The 21,886-nt window shown below is 65.2% G+C and carries 20 protein-coding genes and 1 pseudogene; 6 read left to right on the top strand and 15 right to left on the bottom strand.

All coding sequences use genetic code 11. The features are described 5' to 3' along the window. Window positions 1–89 precede the first annotated feature (89 nt). Window positions 90–1,319 carry a 5-aminolevulinate synthase gene (hemA, locus tag XI08_RS44065; RefSeq protein ID WP_271579229.1) on the bottom strand — a complete coding sequence of 410 codons (1,230 nt, stop codon included), beginning with the start codon at window positions 1,317–1,319 and terminating at the stop codon, window positions 90–92. 273 nt (window positions 1,320–1,592) lie between these two features. On the opposite strand from hemA, the pseudogene aroQ reads away from it, so the two are divergent. Then, window positions 1,593–2,025, top strand: a pseudogene (aroQ, locus tag XI08_RS44060) (type II 3-dehydroquinate dehydratase). A 191-nt stretch (window positions 2,026–2,216) separates the two neighbouring features. Here aroQ and XI08_RS44055 read toward each other — a convergent pair. The 5 genes from XI08_RS44055 to XI08_RS44035 all read right to left on the bottom strand — a co-directional run bounded on the left by XI08_RS44055 (window position 2,217) and on the right by XI08_RS44035 (window position 9,394). Further along, window positions 2,217–3,278 (bottom strand): MBL fold metallo-hydrolase, encoded by a 1,062-nt coding sequence (locus XI08_RS44055; RefSeq protein WP_271579228.1) that lies wholly within the window; start codon window positions 3,276–3,278, stop codon window positions 2,217–2,219. A gap of 186 nt (window positions 3,279–3,464) precedes the next feature. Next, the gene (locus XI08_RS44050; protein ID WP_271579227.1) at window positions 3,465–5,642 is read right to left on the bottom strand and encodes a methyl-accepting chemotaxis protein; all 2,178 of its coding nucleotides are present in this window, start codon (window positions 5,640–5,642) and stop codon (window positions 3,465–3,467) included. 164 nt (window positions 5,643–5,806) lie between these two features. Then, window positions 5,807–6,532: an outer membrane protein gene (locus XI08_RS44045; protein WP_271579226.1), complete on the bottom strand. Its 726-nt coding sequence runs from the start codon at window positions 6,530–6,532 to the stop codon at window positions 5,807–5,809. A 220-nt stretch (window positions 6,533–6,752) separates the two neighbouring features. After that, window positions 6,753–7,073 carry a hypothetical protein gene (locus tag XI08_RS44040; RefSeq protein WP_027542415.1) on the bottom strand — a complete coding sequence of 107 codons (321 nt, stop codon included), beginning with the start codon at window positions 7,071–7,073 and terminating at the stop codon, window positions 6,753–6,755. A gap of 92 nt (window positions 7,074–7,165) precedes the next feature. Beyond that, window positions 7,166–9,394, bottom strand: coding sequence for a fused MFS/spermidine synthase (locus XI08_RS44035; protein WP_271579225.1), 2,229 nt, complete (start codon window positions 9,392–9,394; stop codon window positions 7,166–7,168). A gap of 343 nt (window positions 9,395–9,737) precedes the next feature. Here XI08_RS44035 and XI08_RS46505 point away from each other — a divergent pair, with 343 nt between their 5' ends. Further along, window positions 9,738–10,028, top strand: a complete 291-nt coding sequence (locus XI08_RS46505; protein WP_442869937.1) for a hypothetical protein — start codon at window positions 9,738–9,740, stop codon at window positions 10,026–10,028. Between the two features lie 152 nt (window positions 10,029–10,180). On the opposite strand, the gene XI08_RS44030 is transcribed toward XI08_RS46505, so the two are convergent. The 7 genes from XI08_RS44030 to XI08_RS44000 form a co-directional block, all read right to left on the bottom strand. Next, a complete protein-coding gene (locus tag XI08_RS44030; protein WP_271579224.1) occupies window positions 10,181–11,104 on the bottom strand; it encodes an AEC family transporter in 924 nt (307 codons plus the stop codon). Window positions 11,105–11,192: 88 nt separating this feature from the next. Beyond that, on the bottom strand, window positions 11,193–11,402 hold the full coding sequence (locus XI08_RS44025; protein ID WP_011084026.1) for a hypothetical protein: 210 nt from the start codon (window positions 11,400–11,402) through the stop codon (window positions 11,193–11,195). After that, entirely contained in the window at window positions 11,399–11,575 is a 177-nt protein-coding gene (locus tag XI08_RS44020) for a hypothetical protein (protein ID WP_198033682.1), read from the bottom strand. The genes XI08_RS44025 and XI08_RS44020 overlap by 4 nt, the downstream gene beginning before the upstream one ends. Before the next feature lie 190 nt (window positions 11,576–11,765). Beyond that, window positions 11,766–13,385 carry an ABC transporter ATP-binding protein gene (locus tag XI08_RS44015; protein ID WP_271579496.1) on the bottom strand — a complete coding sequence of 540 codons (1,620 nt, stop codon included), beginning with the start codon at window positions 13,383–13,385 and terminating at the stop codon, window positions 11,766–11,768. 2 nt (window positions 13,386–13,387) lie between these two features. Further along, window positions 13,388–14,227, bottom strand: coding sequence for an ABC transporter permease (locus XI08_RS44010; RefSeq protein WP_025575214.1), 840 nt, complete (start codon window positions 14,225–14,227; stop codon window positions 13,388–13,390). Next, entirely contained in the window at window positions 14,224–15,195 is a 972-nt protein-coding gene (locus XI08_RS44005; RefSeq protein WP_271579223.1) for an ABC transporter permease, read from the bottom strand. Before XI08_RS44005 ends, XI08_RS44010 begins: the two co-directional genes overlap by 4 nt. A gap of 207 nt (window positions 15,196–15,402) precedes the next feature. Continuing rightward, window positions 15,403–16,953 carry an ABC transporter substrate-binding protein gene (locus tag XI08_RS44000; RefSeq protein ID WP_271579222.1) on the bottom strand — a complete coding sequence of 517 codons (1,551 nt, stop codon included), beginning with the start codon at window positions 16,951–16,953 and terminating at the stop codon, window positions 15,403–15,405. Window positions 16,954–17,168: 215 nt separating this feature from the next. Between XI08_RS44000 and XI08_RS43995 the strand changes: the two genes are divergently transcribed. The 3 genes from XI08_RS43995 (at window position 17,169) to XI08_RS43985 (ending at window position 19,327) form a co-directional block, all read left to right on the top strand. After that, complete coding sequence (locus tag XI08_RS43995) at window positions 17,169–17,807, top strand: TetR/AcrR family transcriptional regulator (RefSeq protein WP_027542421.1); 639 nt, start codon at window positions 17,169–17,171, stop codon at window positions 17,805–17,807. Window positions 17,808–18,060: 253 nt separating this feature from the next. Continuing rightward, window positions 18,061–18,723, top strand: coding sequence for a DUF3313 domain-containing protein (locus XI08_RS43990; protein WP_271579221.1), 663 nt, complete (start codon window positions 18,061–18,063; stop codon window positions 18,721–18,723). Window positions 18,724–18,757: 34 nt separating this feature from the next. Continuing rightward, window positions 18,758–19,327, top strand: coding sequence for a DUF2147 domain-containing protein (locus XI08_RS43985; protein ID WP_271579220.1), 570 nt, complete (start codon window positions 18,758–18,760; stop codon window positions 19,325–19,327). Between the two features lie 3 nt (window positions 19,328–19,330). Here XI08_RS43985 and XI08_RS43980 read toward each other — a convergent pair whose 3' ends face one another. Beyond that, window positions 19,331–19,642 carry a hypothetical protein gene (locus XI08_RS43980; protein ID WP_025575224.1) on the bottom strand — a complete coding sequence of 104 codons (312 nt, stop codon included), beginning with the start codon at window positions 19,640–19,642 and terminating at the stop codon, window positions 19,331–19,333. Between the two features lie 182 nt (window positions 19,643–19,824). On the opposite strand from XI08_RS43980, the gene irr reads away from it, so the two are divergent. Beyond that, window positions 19,825–20,307, top strand: coding sequence for a Fur family transcriptional regulator Irr (irr, locus tag XI08_RS43975; protein ID WP_271579219.1), 483 nt, complete (start codon window positions 19,825–19,827; stop codon window positions 20,305–20,307). Window positions 20,308–20,326: 19 nt separating this feature from the next. Here irr and XI08_RS43970 read toward each other — a convergent pair whose 3' ends face one another. After that, entirely contained in the window at window positions 20,327–21,877 is a 1,551-nt protein-coding gene (locus tag XI08_RS43970) for a winged helix-turn-helix domain-containing tetratricopeptide repeat protein (protein WP_271579218.1), read from the bottom strand. Window positions 21,878–21,886: the final 9 nt, after the last annotated feature.

The raw sequence follows: 21,886 nt of genomic DNA, 5'->3' as shown, positions 1-21,886 counted from the left end.
GACTCGCGGAGACTCCCCCTCACCCGGATCGCATGTGGCGATGCGATCTTGCCTCTCCCCGCAAGCGGGGAGAGGCAAGAGAGAAGAGCCTACTCCGCCGCCAGCGACTTTTCGCGGAGCGGCAGGCCGAGGCGGTCCCATACTTGCAGCAGGGCTTCGGCGAGCTGATCGATCAGGCCGTCGTCGTGATAGGGCGAGGGCGTGATGCGCAGGCGCTCGGTGCCCTTGGCGACGGTCGGATAGTTGATCGGCTGGATGTAGATGCCGTGCTCTTCCAGCAGGAGGTCGGAGGCCCGCTTGCACTTCTCGGCATCGCCGATGAACAGCGGCACGATGTGGGTGTCGCTCGACATCACCGGGAGGCCGGCGGCGTTGAGGATCGCCTTGACGCGGGCGGCGCGGTCCTGATGGCGCTCGCGCTCCCAGTTCGAGGTCTTCAGATGCTTGATCGCGGCGGTCGCGGCGGAGCAGATCGCCGGCGGCAGCGCGGTGGTGAAGATGAAGCCCGGCGCATAGGAGCGCACGGCATCGATAATCTGGCCGTTGGCGGCGATGTAGCCGCCGAGGCAGCCGAACGCTTTCGCGAGCGTGCCTTCCAGAATGTCGATGCGGTGCATGACGCCGTCACGCTCGGCGATGCCGCCGCCGCGCGGGCCGTACATGCCGACCGCGTGAACCTCGTCGACATAGGTCATCGCATTATATTTCTCGGCGAGATCGCAGATCCTGGCGAGCGGGGCGACGTCGCCGTCCATGGAATAGAGGCTCTCGCAGGCGATCAGCTTCGGCCGGTTCGGACCCGCCGCCTTCAACAGCGCTTCGAGATCGGCGAGGTCGTTGTGGCGGAACACGACGCGCTCGCAGCCGGACTGGCGGATGCCCTCGATCATCGAATTGTGGTTGAGCTCGTCCGACAGGATCAGGCAGTTCGGAATGAGCTTTGCGATCGTCGCGATGCCGGTCTGGTTCGAGACATAGCCCGAGGTGAACAGCAGCGCCGCTTCCTTGCCGTGGAGGTCGGCAAGCTCGGCCTCGAGCTGCACCAGCGGATGATGTGTGCCGGCGATGTTGCGGGTGCCGCCTGCGCCGGTGCCGACGCGCGTCGCCGTCTCGACCATGGCGCCGACCACCTTCGGGTGCTGGCCCATGCCGAGATAGTCGTTGGAGCACCAGATCACGACGTCGCGCTTGCCCTTGGGCGAGTGCCAGATCGCGTGCGGGAACCGGCCCGCCATCCGCTCCAGATCGGCGAACACGCGGTAGCGCCGTTCAGTGTGGAGACGCTCGAGGGCGGAATCGAAGAACTGGCTGTAATCCATCGGCAAAACCTGCAACGGAACCTGACCAAGGGGCCGCATCTTCTTAGAGCTTTTCCAGCTCCAATGTCTATGCGCTATCCCACATTTGGCCCTGGAGGGCATTTGGGCAAAATGCCCTATCGTGCGATTTGAAACTTGATCCCGATCAAAGAACTCACGGGCTCGTGTAATGCTGCTTTGCGGTAGGCGTCCCGAGGGGCCGACACGGCAGCCTCGGCCTGCCTTGGGCTCGGCAAGACAATTCAGCAGATTTCCATTCGAAAGGACGCTCCCATGAAGCGCGTGATGATCCTCAACGGTCCCAACCTCAACATGCTCGGCATCCGCGAGCCGCACATCTACGGCACCACGACTCTCGCAGAGGTCAACGCGAGCTGCGAGGAAGCCGCCGCGAAGCTCGGGCTCAAGCTCGCTTTCCACCAGTCCAACCATGAGGGCGTTCTGGTCGATCTGATCCAGTCGGCGCGGCAGGACGCCGATGCCATCGTCATCAACCCGGCTGGCCTCTCCTTCACCTCGGTCTCGATCATGGACGCGATCAAGACGTTCGAAGGCCCCGGTGCTGGAAGTCCACATCTCCAACATCCACGCCCGCGACGAATATCACCGGCACTCCAAGATATCGTTCGTGGCCTCAGGCGTGATCTGCGGGCTGGGCCCGTTCGGCTACATCGCGGCCCTGCACGCGATCGCGAATATGAAGTGAGCTGTTGCCGCAGCGACGGTCTGCTCCCTCGCCCCGCTTGTGGGGAGAGGGTTGGGGTGAGGGGAGTCTCCGCACGGACGGTGACAGTCGGACTCGTGGAGAGTCCCCCTCACCCGCCGCGCGCGAGACGATGCTTCGCATCGCTCGGGGCGCGTCGGCCTCTCCCCGCAGGCGGGGAGAGGCGAAAAAAATTACGTCGTCCTGAACTGGAGCACGCCGTCCCTGGTCTCTACCGTCAGCCGGCCCTCGACGATCATGTAGTTGACGTGGGCGACGAGCTCGCCGGCGGCGAAGCCCATCTGGTGTTCGTCCAGCACGTGCTTGTTGAACACCACGGGCACCAAAGCGCGCGAGGTCTGCGGCACCTCGCGGCAGGCTTCCGCGATCAGGCGGCAGCGCTCCTCGTGGTGATCGGCGAGCTGCTTGATGCGGGTCTTGAGCCCGTAGAACGGCACGCCGTGGCCGGGCAGCACCAGCACGTCATAGGGTAGCGTCGTGGTGAGGCTGGCGAGCGAGGCGAGATATTCGCCGAGCGAGTTCTGGTCGGGCTCGACCGCCCACACGCTGACATTGGGCGAGATCCTGCTCAGCACCTGGTCGGCGGAAAGGAACAGCTTGTCGTCGGCGCAATACAGCATCACCTGGTCGAGCGCGTGGCCGCCGCCGGTGATCACCTTGAAGCGGCGGGTGCCGATCACGACGTCGTCGCCATGCGAGATGCGGCGGTAGGACGGCGGCAGCACCGAGACGCGCTTGAGATAGTCCTGGCCGCGGCCGAGCAGCTTTTCGGTGAGCGACTCGTCCATGCCGTGGCGGCGGAAGAACAGCCGCTGCGCCTCCTGCCGTTCCGCCGTGCCGCGGTTCTGGTGATAGACTGATTGCAGATATTCGACCTGCGACATCACCAGCGGGCAGTTGAACCGCTCGACGATCCACCCGGCGAGACCGACATGATCGGGGTGCGAATGGGTGACGATCAGGCGGGTGATGTTGACGCCCTTGAGCGGGCCGTCGAACAGTTTCGTCCAGGCCTCGATCGTCTCCTCGTTGCCGAAGCCCGCATCCACCATGGCGTAGCCGTCGCCGTCGGCGAGCAGGTAGATGTTCACGTGGTTGAGGCGGAACGGCAGCTTCAGCCGCGCCCACAGCACGCCGGGCTTCACCTCCACGACCTCATCGGGGCCGGGATGCTGGTCCCAGGGGTAGCGCAGGGCCTCGCCGGAGGACTGCACGGTGTCGGGTTTTGCGTTCATGCTACCGACTTAGACCCGGCCGGCGCGCCGCGCCAGCCGAAAAAGGACGCGCGGCGGCCGTCGCATGGCCGTCATACCGTGGCTTTTTCCGTAGCCCGGATGGAGCGCAGCGTAATCCGGGGTTCGTGCCACAAGCGAGCAGGTCCCGGATTGCGCTGCGCTCCATCCGGGCTACGGGACGGCGCCTTACGCCGCCCGCATGTTGTTGAGGAACGCGTCGATCTCTCCGCGCAGCAGGTCGGCCTCGCGGCGCAGTGCGTCGGAGGCGCCCAGCACTTCGCTCGCCGCAGCGCCGGCTTCGGCAGAGGCGGTGGAGACGCCGATGATGTTGCTGGAGACCTCGCTGGTGCCGCCGGCGGCATGCTGGATGTTGCGCGCGATCTCGCGGGTGGCCGCGCCCTGTTCCTCGACGGCAGCCGCGATCGTCGTGGTGACGTCGTTGATCTCGCCGATGATCCGGCCGATGCCCTGGATGGCGCCCACCGCCGAGGTCGTCACGTTCTGCATGCTGGCGATCTGGGTGCGGATCTCCTCGGTCGCCTTCGCGGTCTGGCTCGCGAGGCTCTTCACCTCGGAGGCGACCACCGCGAAGCCGCGGCCGGCCTCGCCCGCGCGGGCCGCCTCGATGGTGGCGTTGAGCGCGAGCAGGTTGGTCTGCGAGGCGATGGTCTGGATCAAATCGACCACGACGCTGATGCGGCTCGCGCTGTCGGCGAGACTCTGCACCGTGGCGTCGGTCGCGCCGGCTTCGTCCACGGCCTTCTTGGCGATCCCGGCCGAGGTGACCACCTGGCGGCTGATTTCGGCGATCGAGGAGGACAACTGCTCGGTGCCGGCCGATACGGTCTGCACGTTGACCGAGGTCTCCTCCGCGGCGGAGGCGACTGCGTTGACCAGCGCGTTGGACTGGTCAGCGGTGTTCGACATGCTCTGCGCGGTCGATTGCATCGAATTGGCGGACTGCGCCAGATTGTCGAGCGCGGAGCGCACCGTGCTTTCGAATTCGGCGATCTTCGCCTCCATGCGTGCGGCACGCTCCGCCTTGGCGAGCCGATCCTTGTCCTGCTCGCTGGCGAGCGCACGGGCCTCGACCATGCTATCGCGAAACACGGTCAGCGTGTCGGTCATCGCGCCGATCTCGTCATTGTGCTTCGCGCGCGCGATCTCGGTGGCGAGATCGCCGGCCGAGAGTGACTGCATGGCGCGCTGGAGGCCGGTGATCCGGCGCAGGATGTTGCGGCCGACATAGAGCCAGACGAACAGAGCCGAGCCGACCAGCGTCAGCGCGCCCAGCGCCAGCATTGCGGTCGTCGCAAGCGAGATCTCCTGCCGCGCCTGGAAGGTCGACGCGTTGGTCTCCTTCTGCACGCCGTCGACGAGCTGCTGCACGCTGATGCCGAGGCCGACATTGAGCTTGCGCGTCTCGTCCAGGATGGTCTGGCCGTAGTCGACGGAGTCGAGCTCCTTCTCGCGCAGATTGAACACGCCGGTCTTGCCGGTGCCGAGCGCCAGCAGTTTTTCCGCCGTCTCGCGCAGCATCTTGTTGCCCTGATTGTCCGGCAACAGGTCGAGGTTGGACCGCAGGCGTCCTTGCGCCGTCTTGAATTCCTTCTGGATGTCGTCGAGCTTGTCGCTCGTGTTCGCCGACAGCGCCGCGCTCATGTCGGCGGCTGCGAGATTGCCGCTGGCGACGACGTTGCCGAGCTGGCCGACGGTCTGCGCGGCTTCGGTGGCATCTTCCGCGGACATATTGGCCGAGCCGAGAATGGCGTTGACCCGGGTCTGCGCGTCCAGCATCGCCGGACTGGCCGCGCCGACGAACGCGCCCTGCGCGTTGCGCAGCGCGTCATACTGCTTGTCATGGAGGGCCGCGATGTCTAGCCGTTCGCGGGCGGCCTTGGCCAGGCTTTGGGCCGCCTCGTTGATGCTCTTCATCGTCTCGCTGAGTCCGGAGACGACGGCCTTGTCGCCGCCGAGCTCGATGATCTCGTTGAGCTTCTGCTGCGTCTGCTCCTGAAATTCCCTGAGCTTCTTGGTGCGCTCGTTCAGGGCGTCCTCGCTTTGAGCCGCAAGTAGGGCAGGTCCCTGTGCCGCAAGGCTCGCGCTCAGTGCCGACAATTGCAGGCTGGCGGCAAGGCGCGGAATGTCCCGCCCGCTCAGTTCAGTCATGCGTCCGCCGAGATTCTGCAGCACCAGGCCGGCGCCGGCCGAGATCACGAGGCCCATGCCCGCGATCACCGCGAAGGCCGCGAACAAGCTGCCGCGCACGCCCCATGTCGGCATCTTGAAACGAGGCCTCAATCGGCCAAGGAAACTGCCAAGAAAACTGCCAAGGAAACGGCCCAGGCCCAGACGGATCGCCATCGAACTTCCCCCACGCTCTTGCTTCTGTTTTGTGGCGGGCAGTATCGGTCGGGCCGGTTAAAAAAATCGCAATTGGTGCAATTGCTTGCACTGGTTCCGCAGAGCGAAAAAAGAAGGGCCGGCAACATGCCGGCCCTTCGTCGGGATAAGGTTTTGCTAACCGATCAGTAGCGCGCGACGCCGGAGTTGGCCCAGTTGAAGCGATAATTGACGCCAGCCTTGATGGTGTGGTCGTCGGTGGTGAAGTTGCCGGTGCCCGCGAGCGGGCCCGCGGTGAAGTGCGCGTCGCCGAAATTGTAGTACTGGTACTCGGCCTTGGCCGACCAGTTCGGCGCGAACATGTATTCGAGGCCGGCGCCGACGGTGTAGCCGTTGCGATGATCGCCATCGATGATGAAGCCGGTCGGAACGCCGCCGACCGTGACCTTCTCGTTGTTGTCCGAATAGGCGTAGCCGCCCTTCACGTAGAGGAGGCCCGGACCCCAGGTGTAGCCGACGCGGCCCGTGATCGAGCCGAGGCCGCGCTGGTCGTTGGTGTAGGCGACGCCGCCCGGGAACACCGCACCGACGCTGCCGGAGAGCCAGGAATACTGGCCCTCGACGCCGACCACGAAGTTCGGGTTGAACTGCCAGTCCGCACCGACCTGCACGCCGCCGAGGAAACGGCCGTTGCCGTTGTTGCCGGTGGAGAGGCCGCTGAAATTGTTGTCGCTGGAGAACGCGCCGCCGACATGGGCGCCGAGATAGAATCCCGTCCAGTTGTAGATCGGCGCGGCATAGGCCGGCGCGGGCGCCTTGTAGTAGTTGCGGTTGCCGAGATCGGCGCCGACGGCCGGCGCAGCGGCGCCCAGCACGAGCAGCGCGACGGTCGCAAACAGAATCTTCTTCATAGTCCAAACTCCAACACTTTAGATCCCCGGCAGGCGCGCTTTCCGCGCCGTCGTTGGTTTTGCAGATAGCTAGCTTTTGAGGAAAATGCTGTCACATCCGTGGCACAGCGTGAGCCAACCTAACTTATTGGGGTGCAATTGATTTTCGTACTTAATGGCGACTTAAGAAATGCTGAAGGAAGGCTTAACTTCGCGTCTTCCCGGTAACGTGCGGCTCCTGTTAACCAAGTCGCCGCCGCGCCTCATCGCGCATCTGTTCGCGGAACGCCGCGCGCTTTGCCGGCCGGTCTTCCTCGCGCACGTCGTGACGATCGAAGATGTCGAACTTCTCCAGGATCGGATAGCGCTCGCTCGCCATCGCGAGCACGCGCAGCACCTTCGTCGCCGACGGCGTCGGGCCGCTGACTTCCCAGCGCCGGATGGTGTCGGCGCCACCCTTCTCCGGCAATCCGCATAGTTTTGCCATGTCGGCGGCTGTCAGTTTCCTGTCGATGGCCTCGGAGAGGTCGGTTCGGAGTTGCTTCAGTTCGGGACCGGTCATGCTGCTCGCGCCAAGTGTACGTCGAGCAGAACGCGCTAACGGTGATTCGAGTTCATCCTGTGGCGATGACAGCAACCGCGTTGTCCCTTCCATCATTCCAGGCCGAGGAAGTAGCGCCACTCGGTGCCCATGTTGTCGTCGGTGATCGGCGTCTTGCCTTCCGTTGCGGCGAGAAGCTGCGGGCATTGCTCGAACATCGGGCCGTCGTTGCGGTAATCGGTCATCAGCCGGTCGAGCACGGCCTGGTCGGCCGCATCGCCGACGGCGAATTCGGGCTTGCCGTCGATGCTGTAGGCCTCGAGCGTCCTGCGCCAGCGCGCCTGGTTCCAGTCGATTGGCGATTGCGACACCACCATGTGATTGAGGAAGTGGGCCCCATGGGCGAAGGCGGTGCAGGCGGTGCGCTGGGCGCGCCGGGAATTGGTGGTGTTGTAGAGATAGATGCCGCCGTCGTTAAGATGCCGCTTCACCAGCTCCATGAATTCCGAAGACAGAAGATTGGAGGCGTTGGCGCGGAAGTGCCAGGTGGTGTTGACGACCACGGCATCGAAATGCGCTTCGGGATGATGGCTGAGCCAGCGACGGCCGTCGTCCTCGATGATCCTGACCTTGGGGTTGTTGAGGACGGATCGGACGTCGTCCTGCGCCGCAATGACCTGGAGATAGCCGCGGTTGATCTCGACGATCGTAAGCGAGGCCACGTCCGGGTTGTTGGCGATGACCTGGGCCCAGGAGCCGGAGGCGAGCCCGATCATCAGCACGTCGCGCGGCGCGCCGTGGAACAGGCTCAGCGCATAGGGGCGGATGATGCCGTTGCGGTCATGCTTGACGTCGGTGTTGAAGGCGCCGTCATACATGCCGTTCCCGAAGACAGTGCCATTGGTGTCGACGGTGATGATGCCACTGTGGTTTTCCACGACCCTTGCGAGATCACGGCCGGCGATCGACTTGCTCTGGAGATTTTCCAAGAGCCGCTGCGCGAACAATGCATTCGCGGCGATGCCAAGAGCGAGCACGGAGGCCGCGATGACGCCGAAGCGCAGCCGCTCCTGCGGCGCCGCCGGATGTGCGAAGGCCAGCATCAAAGCGCAGAGCGTTCCGGCAACCAGCAGCAGCACGGCCATCTGCCTCAGACCAAAATAGTCGGTGAGCACGAAACCGGTCAGCACGGCGCCCGTGGCACAGCCGACGATGTTGGAGAAATAGAGCAGCGCGGTCTGCTGACCCGCGCGGGCGTCCGCGGCGATGCCGAACTGCGAGAGATAGGGCAATAGCGCGCCCCATTGCCGCGCGATCAGATAGATCGCGATCACGGCGACGATCATCATGGCGACGATGTTGGAGGCCAGTTGCGTCATCAGCGGCAGGAATGCCGCGGCGAAGCCGTTGGCCCAGACCAGGTCCATCGCCGCGCTCGCCATCGCGTTTTTCGTGGATCGGGTCTCGCAGACCTGCCCGGCACGCTGCGCGCCGACGGCAATGCCAATCAGGAAGCTGCCCAGCGTGACGGCAAAGGCGAGTGAGCTCGAACCTGAGGCAAAGGAAATGGTGCGAAACAGATAGATCTCGTAAGACAGCGAAATGAAGCCGCCGGCGGCCGCGAGCGTGGCGACGAAACCCATGCCGAGAATCGGTGTTGCGTTCCGGTGGACGGCCGCCTTCGATGACGCCGTGGCCGGCGCGCCGCCGAAGACATGCGCCGCGATGGCGCTGGCACCGACCGCGATGTTGATGCCGGCCGCGATCATGATCGCGCCGTGCATACCGAGGAAGGGGAAGATCAGCACAGCGGAGACCAGGCAGGCAGCACCAGCGCCGAGCGTGTTGACGAAATAGAGCGTGCCGACCGCGCTGCCGATCTGGCCGGAGATCCTGACGAGGTACGCGACCAGGATCGGGAGCGTCGCGCCCATCAAGAGCGTGGGCACCAGCACCAGCAGCAGGTTGATGACGGCGATCGCCGGCAGCGACATGTCGGCGGTGAGGCGACCGACCAGGTCGAAGATCGACAGCGAGACCAGGCCGAAAGCGGCGGTCGCGAGCTCGATGATCCCAAGCAGCAGCAGCGGCCTGATGCCGTCCCGCTTCGACAGCCAGCCGCCGGCGAGGCTCCCCAGGCCGAGCCCCAGCATGAAGGCGGTGACGACGATGGTCACCGATTCCGTGTTGACGCCAAAGATCCGGAACAGGCTGCGCTGCCAGGTGAGCTGGTAGATCAGCGCGGGAAAGCCGGAGAAGAAGAAGAGGATGCAGAGGACGCGGATCCGCTCGGGTGCGGCAGCTTGAGGCGGCGAGGCCGCAGACAGTTCGATTGTGGCCATATCCACTCCCCAAGTCTTGCCGTGACAACCTAGGGAGGAAAGGTAAGTAAAGATTTCTGCACGTTGCGCAATCTTTCCGAGTGCGTCCGTACGCCGTGCGATCAGCGGATAGGGTTAAGCGAACACCAACGCCGTGGTCTTCGGACCGGCGCGTTCCGATGGCCTCGGTCGCGGCCTGAGGCGCGGCATGGGCGCCATGCCGCCCGAGGTGGCAGCGATCCCGGAGCGCAGCTGCGCTCCCGCACATTTAACCGTGAAGGGCGTTGCAAGTCCGGTCGGTATGGTTACCTCCAGTACGTGAATGGCCCAGTACGAATTGACTGCACCAATGAAAGGATAGGCCATGACAACAACCAGACGCGCCATCGCCGCACTCGTTGCCGCTGGGCTGGCCCTCGCGCCCGTCGCGGCTGACGCGAAGCGGTACAAATCGAGCAGAAATTACACGCCTGTGATGGCCACTCAATCCGGGAGCGCAGGACTTTCGGCAACAACGCAACCGAGGACATACGGCAGCTCCGGACAGTCGATCGGGACCGTCACGGCGCCGTCGATCGGAACGTACAACTGGCCATCGGTCGGAGTGACCAACGCAGTCCCCACCTGGAACAACACCAACCCGCCGGTCAGGTAGGCAGCACTCCTCCTGCGCGAGCCGATGTCGGCGAGAGGATCGTTCTACCTGCCGCTCACAATGAACGAAGCCCGGACATCGTGGGAGTCGCGGTCTTGCGCGCCCGGACATAGCGATGCGCAGTCTCAGGTTGCGACAACTTGACGGGCGCCTTAGCGCGTGCCTGTCGCCAGTCCAGAAAGAAGATAGAGTGCGACCAGCAGTGTCCCGACCGACAGCATCGTCGTGACCGAGACGGTGGCCGCAACCAGTTTCTCCTCGACCTTGTGCTCGTGGGCGAGAACGTACACGGTTTTCGCCGTCGGCACGGCTGCGCACACGACGGCGGCGACGGTGTCAAGCGGATTGAGGCCGGTGATCACGCAAAGTCCGTAGACGATCAGCGGCATCACCACCAGCTTCACGGCCGAGAGCGCGAACGATGCCTTCAGATTGGATCGCAGGCCTTCGACCGACAGGCCGAGCCCGATGGCAAACAGCGCGCAGGGCGTGAGCGCGGCCGCGATCATGTTGAGGTAGGCCGCAACGGGCGGCGGAATCGGCAGACCCGTGATCGCCCATGCGAGCCCAATGAGCGTCGACAGCACCATCGGATTGAGCAGGATCTGTTTCGCGAGGCCAGCGGAGTGCGCAGGCCCGTTCGCGCTCCTTTCCAGCAGGATGACCGTGATCGGAAACATCACGGCGGCCACGAACACCGTCGCCACCGCGGCGGGCTGGCCGTAGATCGCGTGCAGGATCGGAAGCGCCACGAAGCCGGTGTTGGTCATGGCCGCGGCCATGCCATGGATGGTGCTGCTGGCGAGATCATGCTTTCCGCCGGCGCGGACGGCTACGAAGACGAGCGCGAAGCAGAGCAGCGAGCCGCCGCCAAACGCGAGCAGGAAGCGCCATTCCAGCAGATTGCGCGCCGGCTCCTGGGCGATCGTGACGATCAGCAGCGCCGGCATCGCCACGTTGTAGGCGAAGTGCACCAGCGCGTCGGCGAGCGTGCGCGAGAGATAGCCGAGCGCGCCGGCCAGCCAGCCGGTGACGATGATCGCGAACACGGGAAGAACGAGGCTGGCGACCTCCATCCGGCTTCCCCCTTTGCCAGGCGGCTATAGGCCATCCTAGCTCGCCGGTGCGTCGTCGTCACGGCTCAGCGGGGTCGGGGAGGTCCGATCAGGCGCCCCGGCCGCCCTGTTGCCCGATCACGCAGCGCCATCCCGCCAGGCGCTCGGCCGGATGCTGGTTCATCCATTCGGCAAGCTGCGGTGCGCCCATCATGCAGGACTGCATCGAAACGTCGGCGAAGTCCGATGTGGTGACGATCTGCTCGTGACAATTGGCGGGAGAGGAGAGGCTGCAAAGCACGGCGATGATCTTGATCACGACAGATTTTCCACGTTGCCGCCGCCGACGGCGCGCCCGATCGTGGTCGTGTCGTGCCGCTCGCCAACCGGATCATCGGGTGGGAAGATGCTGTCATAGATCGCGCGTGCCTCCTGGATGAGGCGCAATCGTTCGCGCTCGGATCTCGAGACAAATTGAATAACCTGGCCCATGTTTGGCTCCGAAGAGATTGGCAACCATCATCAGATGATGGAAATCATTCCAAACCGATGTGGGGTGCGGCCCGGCGCTTTGAAGCTGTGTAGGCGGTCACGAGGAATAAAAAGCGCGTGACAGCGCCGTTACGACAGATGCGGCTCGATTCGGTCCAATCGTCTGGGGCCGAACCGGATACCGCTCGCCTCACGCCGCCGGCGCGCGCTCCTTCCGCCCCGGCACCGCCGCGAGCAGCTCGCGCGTATAGGCGTGCTCGGGCGCGGCGAACAGCTGCGCGGTCGGCTTCAGCTCGACGATGGCGCCGCGCTGCATCACCGCGATGCGGTCGCAGATCTGGGCGGCGACGCGCAGATCGTGGGTGATGAACAGCATCGAAAGGCCAAGGCGCGCCTTGAGGTCTTCGAGCAGCCGCAGGACTTGCGCCTGCACCGAGACGTCGAGCGCGGAGACGGCTTCGTCGGCAACGATGATCTCGGGCTCGAGCGCGAGCGCGCGCGCAATGCCGATGCGCTGGCGCTGGCCGCCGGAGAATTCATGCGGATAGCGTTCGAGCGCGCCGGCATCCAGGCCCACCATCTTCAGGAGATCGCGGGCGCGCTCGAAGGCGACCTTCGGATCGATGCCGGCCGCGATCGGGCCGTCGGCGATGATGTGGCCGATCTTGCGGCGCGGATTGAGCGAGGCGAACGGATCCTGGAAGATCATCTGGATGCGATGGCGCTCAGTGCGCAGCGCCTTGCCCGAAAGCTGCGTCAGATCGGTCTCGCCGATCCGCACCGTGCCGCGGTCGGCTTCGATCAGCCGCATCACGAGGCGCGCCACCGACGACTTGCCGGAGCCGGATTCGCCGACGAGGCCGAGCGTCTCGCCCTTGAGGATGTTGAAGTTGACCTCGCGCGCCGCATCGACGCGGCGGTCCTCGCGAAACCAGCCCCCTGATGTGACGTAGGTCTTGTCCAGCCCGATCACCTCGACGGCCCTGGCCTGGTCGTCGAGCGGCTCGCGCGCCGGCGGATCCATCGACGGCACGGCGGCGAGCAGCGCCTTGGTGTAGTCGTGCTGCGGCTCGTCGAAGACGTTGGCGGCGGGGCCTTCCTCGACCACCTTACCGTGCCGGAGCACCACGACCTGGTCGGCGATATCGGCGACCACGCCGAAATCATGGGTGATGAACATCACCGCCATGTTGCGGTTGCGCTGGAGGTTACGGATCAGTTTCAGGATCTGCGCCTGCGTGGTGACGTCGAGCGCGGTGGTCGGCTCGTCCGCCACCAGCACCGCCGGCTCGAGCGCCAGCGCCATCGCGATCATGGCGCGCTGGCGCTGGCCGCCGGAGAGCTGGTGCGGATAGGCGCGGACGATGCGCTCGGGGTCGGGCAGGCCGACCTCGCGTGCCAGCGCCAGCGCTCTTGCGCGCCGATCCCTGGGCGTGAGCAGGCCGTGGGCCTCGAACATCTCCGCCATCTGGTCGCCGATCCGCATCAAGGGATTGAGCGCGGTCATCGGCTCCTGGAAGATCATTGCGAGACGGCGGCCGCGCAGATCGCGCCAGCCGTCGTCGTCCAGCTTGAGCAGGTCGCGGCCCTCGAACAGGATCTCGCCGGAGGTGACGTTGACCGTATCCGGCAACAGCCCCATCAGCGCATGCGCGCACATCGACTTGCCGGAGCCGGATTCGCCGACGACGCAGACGATCTTGCCGGGCCGAAGGTCCAGCGAGACGCCGTCGACGGCGAAGGCACGCTCGGCGCCCTTGGGCAATGCGATCTGCAGGTTCTTGATGGAGACGGCGGGCGGCGCGGTCATCATCAGCGTCCCTCCCGCGACAGCCGCGGATTGAGCGCGTCGTTGAGGCCTTCGCCGATCAGGTTGAGGCCGAGCACCGAGATCAGGATGGCGACGCCGGGAAACACCGTGATCCACCAGGCCTGCCGGATCACGGTGCGGCCGGCGCCGACCATGTAGCCCCAGGAGATCAGGTTGGGATCGCCGAGGCCGAGGAAGGCCAGCGAGGATTCCAGGAGGATCGCGGTCGCCACCATCAGCGAGGCCAGCACGATCACCGGCGACAGCGCATTGGGCAGGATCTCGCGCAGGATGATCCAGGTGTTGCTCTGGCCGGTGACCACGGCGGCCTGGACGTATTCGCGCGTGCGCAGCGACAGCACCTCGCCGCGCACGAGGCGGGCGACCGGCGGCCAGCTCACCACCGCGATCGAGGCCACGATCGAATAGATCGAGGGCTGCAGGATCGCGACCAGCACGATCGCCAGCGCGAAGCTCGGAATGGTCTGGAAGAATTCGGTGAAGCGCATCAGGGCGTCGTCGACCTTGCCGCCGAAATAGCCGGCCATGGCGCCGATCGGCACGCCGACGACCAGCGCCACCAGCGTCGAGACGAGGCCGACCAGCAGCGAAACGCGTGCGCCAAAGATCATGCCGGCGAACACGTCGCGGCCGAGCGCGTCGGTGCCGAGCGGCACGGTCGAGAGCGTGAACGGCGGCAGGAACGGCCGCTGCACCATGCGCCAGGGCGAGTTCGGGAACAGCATCGGTCCGAACACCGCGATTCCGATCGCAAGCAACAGGATGATGAGCCCGATGACGCCGCTCGGGCTACGCAACATCGATTTCCAGAATTGTTTCATGAGGCGAATTCGATGCGCGGATCGACCAGCCGATAGACGAGGTCGGTGATGAGGTTGAAGATCAGGACCATTGCGGAACAGATCACGAACACGCCGAGCAGGAGGTTGTAGTCCCGCTGCAGCAGCGCGTCGTACATCAGGCGCCCGATGCCGGGCCAGGCGAACACGGTCTCGGTGATGACGGCGCCGCCGATCAGCGTGCCGGAATGCACGCCGGCGAGCGTCACGACCGGCAGCAGCGCGTTGCGCAGCACGTGGCGGCGCTGGATCACGGCATCGGAGAGGCCCTTGGCGCGCGCGGTCTTGACGAAGTCGAGGCGCTTCACCTCCAGCATCGAGGCGCGCGTCATGCGGGTATAGGTCGCCATGAAGAACAGGCCGAGCGTCATCGCCGGCATGATCAGGTGTTTTGCGACGTCGACCGCGTGGGCGAGGCCGGTGAGGTTGGCGCCGACCGTCTCGTAGCCGAAGCTCGGCAGCCAATCGAAGGTGACCGAGAACAGGAGGATGCCCATCAGCGCCACCCAGAAGATCGGCATGGCGTAGAAGATCAGGGCGAACACGGTGATGCCGGTGTCGAGAAAGGTTCCGGCAAAGCGTGCCGCAAAGGAGCCGAACAGGACGCCGAGCATCAGCGAGATCGCGAATGCGGTCAGCGTCAGCAGCAGGGTCGCCGGCAGCCGTTCGAGGATCAGCTTCGACACCGGCGCCTGCTGGCGGAAGGAGAAACCGAGGTCGAGGGTGACGACGCCCTTGACGTAGATGAAGAGCTGCTCGGGCAGCGGCTTGTCGAGGCCGAACTTTTCCCGGAGCTGCTTGACGAAGATCTGGTCGCTGGCGCCGGCCTCGCCCGCCATCACGACCGCGGGATCGCCGGGCGCAAACCGGATCAGGAAGAAATTGAGGACGACGATCGCGAGCAGGACGATCACGCCCTTCACGACACGCTGAGCGACGAAGGAGAGCATATTATGGGTGGTTCATATTGGGTGACGTGACCTTTGGCCACTGGGGTAGTGCGCTCCCTCGCCCCGCTCTTGCGGGGAGAGGGTTGGGGTGAGGGGCCTCTCTCCACGCGTGAGAATGCTGACGGACCTGTACCCCCTCACCCGCCGCGCTCTGCGAGCGCGTCGACCTCTCCCCGCAAGCGGGGAGAGGTGAAGTCAGAAGCACCATCACTTGTCGAGCCATGCGTCCTTGAAGCCGTCATTGACGCCGATGCCGGTCGTGATCAGGTTCTTGACCTTGCAGCGCATGATGGTCGGGAATTGCAGCTCGAGCATCCAGGCCACCGGCACGTCCTCGACCAGGATCTTCTGCGCCTTCTCGTAGATTTCCTTGCGCTTGGAATCCGGGGTCGCGACGGCGCCATCGGCGAACAGCTTGTCGATCTCCGGGTTGGAGTAGCCCTCGACATTGTTGAACACCTGGCCCTTGGCGATGGCGCTGGAGACGTAGTTGCGCCCGACGCCGAGGGCCGGATCGCCGTACTGGTAGAGATAGGTGAAGGCGATGTCGTAGTCCCAGTCGCCGATCTTCTGGTTGCCGCCGGCAACGTCGGTGGCGATCGTCTCGATGGTCATGCCGACGTCCTGGAGGTTCTGCTTCACGGCTTCACCCCAGCGCTGCCAGGTCTCGCCATAGGCGAGCGGCAACAGGCGGATCTTCTCGCCCTTGTAGCCGGCTTCCTTCAACAGCGCCTTGGCCTTGGCCGGATCGTACGGATATTTCGGCACGTCGGCGGTGTAGTACTTGATGGTCGAGGCGGACGGGCCGGTCGCGACCTTGCCAAGCCCGTTCCAGATCACGTCCTTGGCGAAATCGCGGTCGATCGCGTACATGATCGCCTGCCGCACCCGCTTGTCGGCGAGCGGTCCCTGGCGGTTGTTCAGCCACAGCCAGGCCAGCGGCGAGAAGAACTCCCAGCCGGCGCCGGTGACGCAGGTGTCCTTCAGCTTGGACAGCCGCGGCACGTCGAAATTCTCGACCGAGCCGCCGGGCAGCACGTCGACCTTGCCGGTCTCGTACGCCACCGAGCGCGCGGCGGCGTCGGGAATGACCTGCCAGTAGACCTCGTCGAGATAGGGCTTGCCCTTCTCGTGGTAGTTTGGGTTCTTGACCATGCGGATGAACGAGCCCTTCTGCCATTCCTTGAACATGAAGGGGCCGGTGCCGACAGGCGCATTGTTGTAGGGGTTGGTCTTCCAGTCGGTGCCGTCATAGAGATGCTTCGGCACCATCGGCATCGAGCCGACCTCGAAGATGCCGAGGAACGGGCCGAACGGCTGCTTCAGCGTGAATACCACCGTGTAATCGTCAGGCGCCTCGACCTTGTCGACCTGCACGAGGTTGTTGCGGGCGCGCGCGTGGGTCTGCTTCAGCATCTCGATCGAGAACAGCACGTCGGCGGCGGTGAAGGGTTTGCCGTCATGCCAGGTGACGCCCTTCTTGAGCTTGAAGGTGTAGGTCTTGGCGTCCTCGCTGACGGTCCAGCTCTCGGCGAGTTCCGGTTGCGGCTCGAGCTTGGGGCTGTAGCGCAGCAGGCCCTCGAAGATGTTGCCCGACACCATCTGGACCGGGCCGTTCTGGACCATCGCAAGCATCAGGCCGGGCGGCTCGGGCTGGATCACGGCATTGATCACGCCCCCCGTTTTCGGCTCTTGCGCCAGCGCCGAGGCCGTGAGGCCGCAAGCCAGGAGGACACCAAGCAACACTCGTTTTGGCATGTCGTATCTTTCTCAAGCGAGACCAGCCGCAAACGCTTCGCACGTCATGGCGCGCAAAGCTACGGCCGGCCCATCCCAGTCCCCATCCGGTATCGAGGCTCACATAGTCCCGTTCGGCGCCGCAAGATGAAAGTCTCGACAGTGTTCGCACAAAAAATGTACAGCGCGTCCTGTTTTCACTTGATTCATTGTCCTGTCACGGAGACAAGTCGGCCATGGACAATGCCACACGCTCCGAACGATCCCGCAACGCCGCGCTCGAGGCGGCGACCAGGATCATTGCGCGGGACGGGCCCGGCCGGCTGACACTCGACGCGATTGCGCGCGAGAGCGGCCTCAGCAAGGGCGGCGTGATGCATCAGTTCCGCACCAAGGAAGCCGTGCTCAAGGCGCTGCTGGAGCGGCAGATGGAGCATTTCGAGGAATTCTCAACCCGTTATATGGCGAAGGTGAGCGAGACCTCGGCGAATCCCAATCTGGCCACGCAGCTTGCGACCGTGCGCGAAGCGGCCACGTCGCCAAATTCCGCCGCGCTGGCGCTGGTCGCGGCCATGGTCGAGAATCCCGGCCTGATGTCGCTGCCGCGCGACCGCGAGATGAAGAGGGTGGAGGCGATCAAGGCGGAGGCCGCTGATCCCGATCTCGCGCTGTTGCGCTGGGCAGCGGCGCGGGGACTATTGTTGAGCTCGCTGTTCGGCATGTCGCCGCTTGGCAACGACGAGCACCAGCGGCTGTTCGCGCGTCTGCTCGATGACGATCAATGGCGCCCGCTCGAAAAGCCGGCCAAGGCCCGCGCCGCAAAAGCCGGCGGGGCATCCGCGGCGAAGGCTGGCGCGGCGCGCAAGCGCGCCTGATTCCTCGTTAACGAACTCCAACGGACGCTGCCCAAAACCGCGCCTGCGGCCAAATGTGCCAGGCCCTCATTTCCGTACTTTACAAACCAACTGGTCGGTTTTATAGATGGAGACACTGAGACGGCCCAAGGCGTCTGAAATGGCCCCGGACGATGCCTTGGGCCGGCAATGGTGAGCGCCGCAGCCGCGTCTGGTCCCAAAACGCGGCTGCGGTCCCCATCGCCTTTGCTGAAAGCCGCTAGAGGAGTCTGGAATGGATCGCTCGATCGCCCTGCGCGGTCTGGGAACGCTGGTGCTTTGCGCGGCCGCAGCCGGCTGCGCCTCGGTCGCGCCCGTGCCCTATTCGGAGATGGCGTCCTCGGCCTACATGGCCCCGGACAGGTCGGACGCCTCCGGCCGCGTGCCCTACCGCTATTCCACGCCGGTCGACTGGCGCGCATATAATAGAGTGATCCTCGATCCCGTCGTGCTCTACCGCGGCAAGGATCATCAGTTCGGCGACATGTCCGACAAGGACAAGGCGACGCTCGCCGCCTACATGCAGAATTCCTTCGCCGAGCGGCTGCGCGGCCGCTTCGCGCTGGTGCGCGAGCGCGGACCGAACACGCTGCGGATCAGGCTGACGCTCACCGGCGCCGTCACCAACACGCCGGTGCTCGGTACGCTCTCGCGCTTCGACTTCGCCGGTGCCGTTTACAACGGTGTGCAGGCCGCGCGCGACGGCGAGGGGACGATGACCGGCTCGGTCGTCTATGGCGTCGAGATCTTCGATGCCGCCACCTCGCGCCTGCTCTCTGCCTACGTCACCAAGCAATACCCTGCTGCCTACGACATCAAGGCCAGCGTCGGCGCGCTCGCAGCCGCCACCGCCGGCCTCGACAAGGGCGCCGACGCGCTGATGGCGCAACTGAACTGACGCGGCAACCCGCGCAAAGAAAGAGGCATCGCAGATGAACTTTTTTCTCCGCTTCGTGCTGCGCGTCGCGATCACCGTCGCGATGATGATCATCGGCGGCCGCGCCGGCGCTGCCGCGCCCACCGATCCCAGCGGCACCTGGCTGGTCGAGGACGGTCGCGCCCGTATCCGGCTCGAACGCTGCGGTCCGTCGCGCGAGCGCATCTGCGGCTTCATCGTCTGGATGAAGGAGCCGGCCGACAAGCGCGGCCAGCCCTACCGCGACAAGGAAAATCCCGATGCGGACAAGCGCGCCCGCCCGCTGCTCGGCCACCAGCTCATCATGGGCCTGCAGGCGACACCCGAGGGACGGTTTGCCGGCGACATCTACAATGCGGAGGATGGCAAGTTTTATTCGGTCTCGCTGTGGCGCGAATCTCCCGACCGCCTCAAGCTCAAGGGCTGCCTGATCAGGTTCCTGTGCCAGACCCAGACCTGGCAGCAGACCCTCGATGTGCTGCCCGGCCAGCTCGTCGGCCTGACCGGCGATCTCAACGGCCCACGCGCCGACAAGGAATGGGCGGCCGTGCCGGCCCCGAAGCCGATGCAGGCGAAGGCGAAGTAGCCTTCAGGGCGTTCGCAGCGCCCGCCGCAATTCGTCGAGCGCGTCTGCGAGTTGCTCGCGATGCGCGATGTCGTCCTTGGGGAGAGCGGCGACGCTGCTTGCGAGCTCACGCAGGATGCCCGCAAGCAGGCCGAAATTGATGTGCAGATGCACCGATTTGCGTTCGTCGGCCGCCCCCGGATGTTGCAGCACCAGCGCGACGCCGCTGCCGTCGAGACGTGCCTCGAACCGCGATGAATGCTCGAAGGTGCCGACATAGAACTTGTCGGGATATTCGAGCGCGACCTCTGCCTTGTCGGGAACCGGCCTGGACATCTGAACCTCGTCGATACCCCTGCATGATGACCGGGAATAAACCGGGCCGCCTTGCGATAGGTCAGATGCGACCGCTTCCGGATTTGATCCGGATCAAAGCCAAGCCGCCGCTTCTGCGATCGAATGGCAACTGGCCGGACGCCGCGTTGCGTGCCCTGGTTCTTTCAGCCGTGAGACGATCGATGGACATGCAGGCCACGAATATCCCCGCGGGCGACGACGCCGGAACGGACGTCGTCGGACCGGAGCCGGATGAGGGCGTGCAGCGCTGTCTGCAATTGCTTGTCGATGCGGGCCTCCGGCCAACGCGCCAGCGCCTGGCGCTCGGCCAGTTGCTGTTCCTGCGTGGCCATCGCCACGTGACCGCCGAGGGGCTCTATGAAGAGGCGCTGGCGGCGAACGCGTACCTGTCGCTCGCGACCGTCTACAATACGCTGAACCAGTTCACCGAAGCCGGCCTGGTGCGCCGGATCGCCGCCGACGGCATCAAGTCGTTCTTCGATACCGACACATCCGTGCATCCGCACTTCTACCTCGAAGGCGAGGATGTGCTGGTCGACGTCGCCGATGGCCTCGCCTTCACCAGGATTCCCGAGGCGCTTCCCGGCCACGAGATCGCGCGGCTCGACGTCATCGTCCATCTGCGCCGGAAGAGCGTGGTGTAAAGCCGGGCCTGACGATTTCCTACTGCAACCCCGCCCGCCGGAATCCCTCCAGATAGTGTTCGCGATCGGCGTCGCTGGCCCATGGCAGTTGCGTCGCGATCCAGTGCAGCGAGATGCCCGGCTGGGTGCGGCGGAGTTCGCCCAGCGCCGTCTCCGCAAGCACCCCGTCGCCGCTCATGCCGGCGGACACGGCGAGCACGCGATAGGCGCCGGTGAGGTCGCCGCGATGGCGGATCGCCTCGCGCGCAAGTGCGATGGCCTCGTCATAGCGCCGCTCGGTGAAGCGCGCATAGCCGGCGATACCGTGATAGATCGCCAGCGACGGGTCGCGCGGTGAGAGCCGGATCGCCCTCTGCGCCGCCTCGAACGAGTCCTTCGACCGCCCGGCATAGGACAGTGCCAGTGCGTAATAGCCCTGCGCCATCGAGAAGTTCGGATTGAGCGCGAGCGCCTGCTCGAACTCGGACAGTGCGTCCGTAAGCCTGCGCGTCGAGAAGTAGACGCTGCCGAGCCCGGCATGCGCCCAGGCATCCTCATGATCGCAGCGCACCGCGGCCAGCGCGGCGGCTTCCGCTATTGGCGCCACCCTCGCCAGCTCGGCCCAGCCGAGATGCGCGCCGAACATGTGGTTCGCTGCGAGCAACGACAGCGCCTGGCCGTAATTCGGATCGATCCCGATCGCGCGCTCGAGCAGCGCCTGTGCGGCCTCGTGATCCTGCCGCGTCACGCGCCAGTAATGCGATAGCGCGCGCATCAACAGATCCCAGGCGTCGAGGCTCGCGGGCGGCTTGCGACGGCTGCGAAAATCCTCCGCCGCGTGGATCCGCGGCTCGATTGCGGCGACGATCGCGTTGGTGATCTCGTCCTGCACGGCGAAGACGTCGACGAGCTCGCGGTCATAGCGCTCCGCCCAGAGATGGCTGCCCGATGTCGCGTCGTTGAGCTGTGCGGTGATGCGCACCCGGTTGTTCGCCTTGCGCACGCTGCCTTCGACGATGTAGCGGACGCCGAGCTCCTCGGCGATCTGCCTGATGTGGACCGCGCGTCCCTTGTAGGTGAAGGACGAGTTGCGGGCGATCACCATGAACCAGCGCTGCTTCGACAGCGCGGTGAGGATGTCCTCGCTGATCCCGTCGCCGAAATAGTCCTGTGCGGGATCGCCGCTCATGTTCTCGAAGGCGAGCACCGCGATCGCCGGGCGGTCCGCCGCGGTGCGCGGCCGGGCAGGGACGGGCTCGGCGGGAGCAGGCGCCGCTGCCAACTCTTCCCGGACCTCGCCGATGAAACGAAAGCCCTTGCGCGGGATCGTCTTGATCAGCCGTTGTGCGGCGCCGTCGTCGCCGAGCGCCTTGCGCGCGGCGTTGATCCGGCTGTTCAGGGCGGAATCCGAGACGATGCGGTCGCTCCAGATCTGGCTGATCAGGTCATCCTTGCTGACCACTCGCGCCCGTTGCGCGACGAGGTAAAGCAGCAGATCGAACACCTGGGGCTGCAATGGCACGGCCACCCCGGCGCAGGTCAGTTCGCGCAGGTCGCCGTCGAGCACGTTGTTTTCAAAGCAAAATCGCACGTTTCTGTC

Source organism: Bradyrhizobium sp. CCBAU 11361 (genome assembly GCF_028128935.1).
Taxonomy (GTDB): Bacteria; Pseudomonadota; Alphaproteobacteria; order Rhizobiales; family Xanthobacteraceae; genus Bradyrhizobium; species Bradyrhizobium niftali.
The sequence above is the reverse complement of the archived record's forward strand: the minus strand, read 5'-3'. Positions and strand labels throughout refer to the sequence as shown.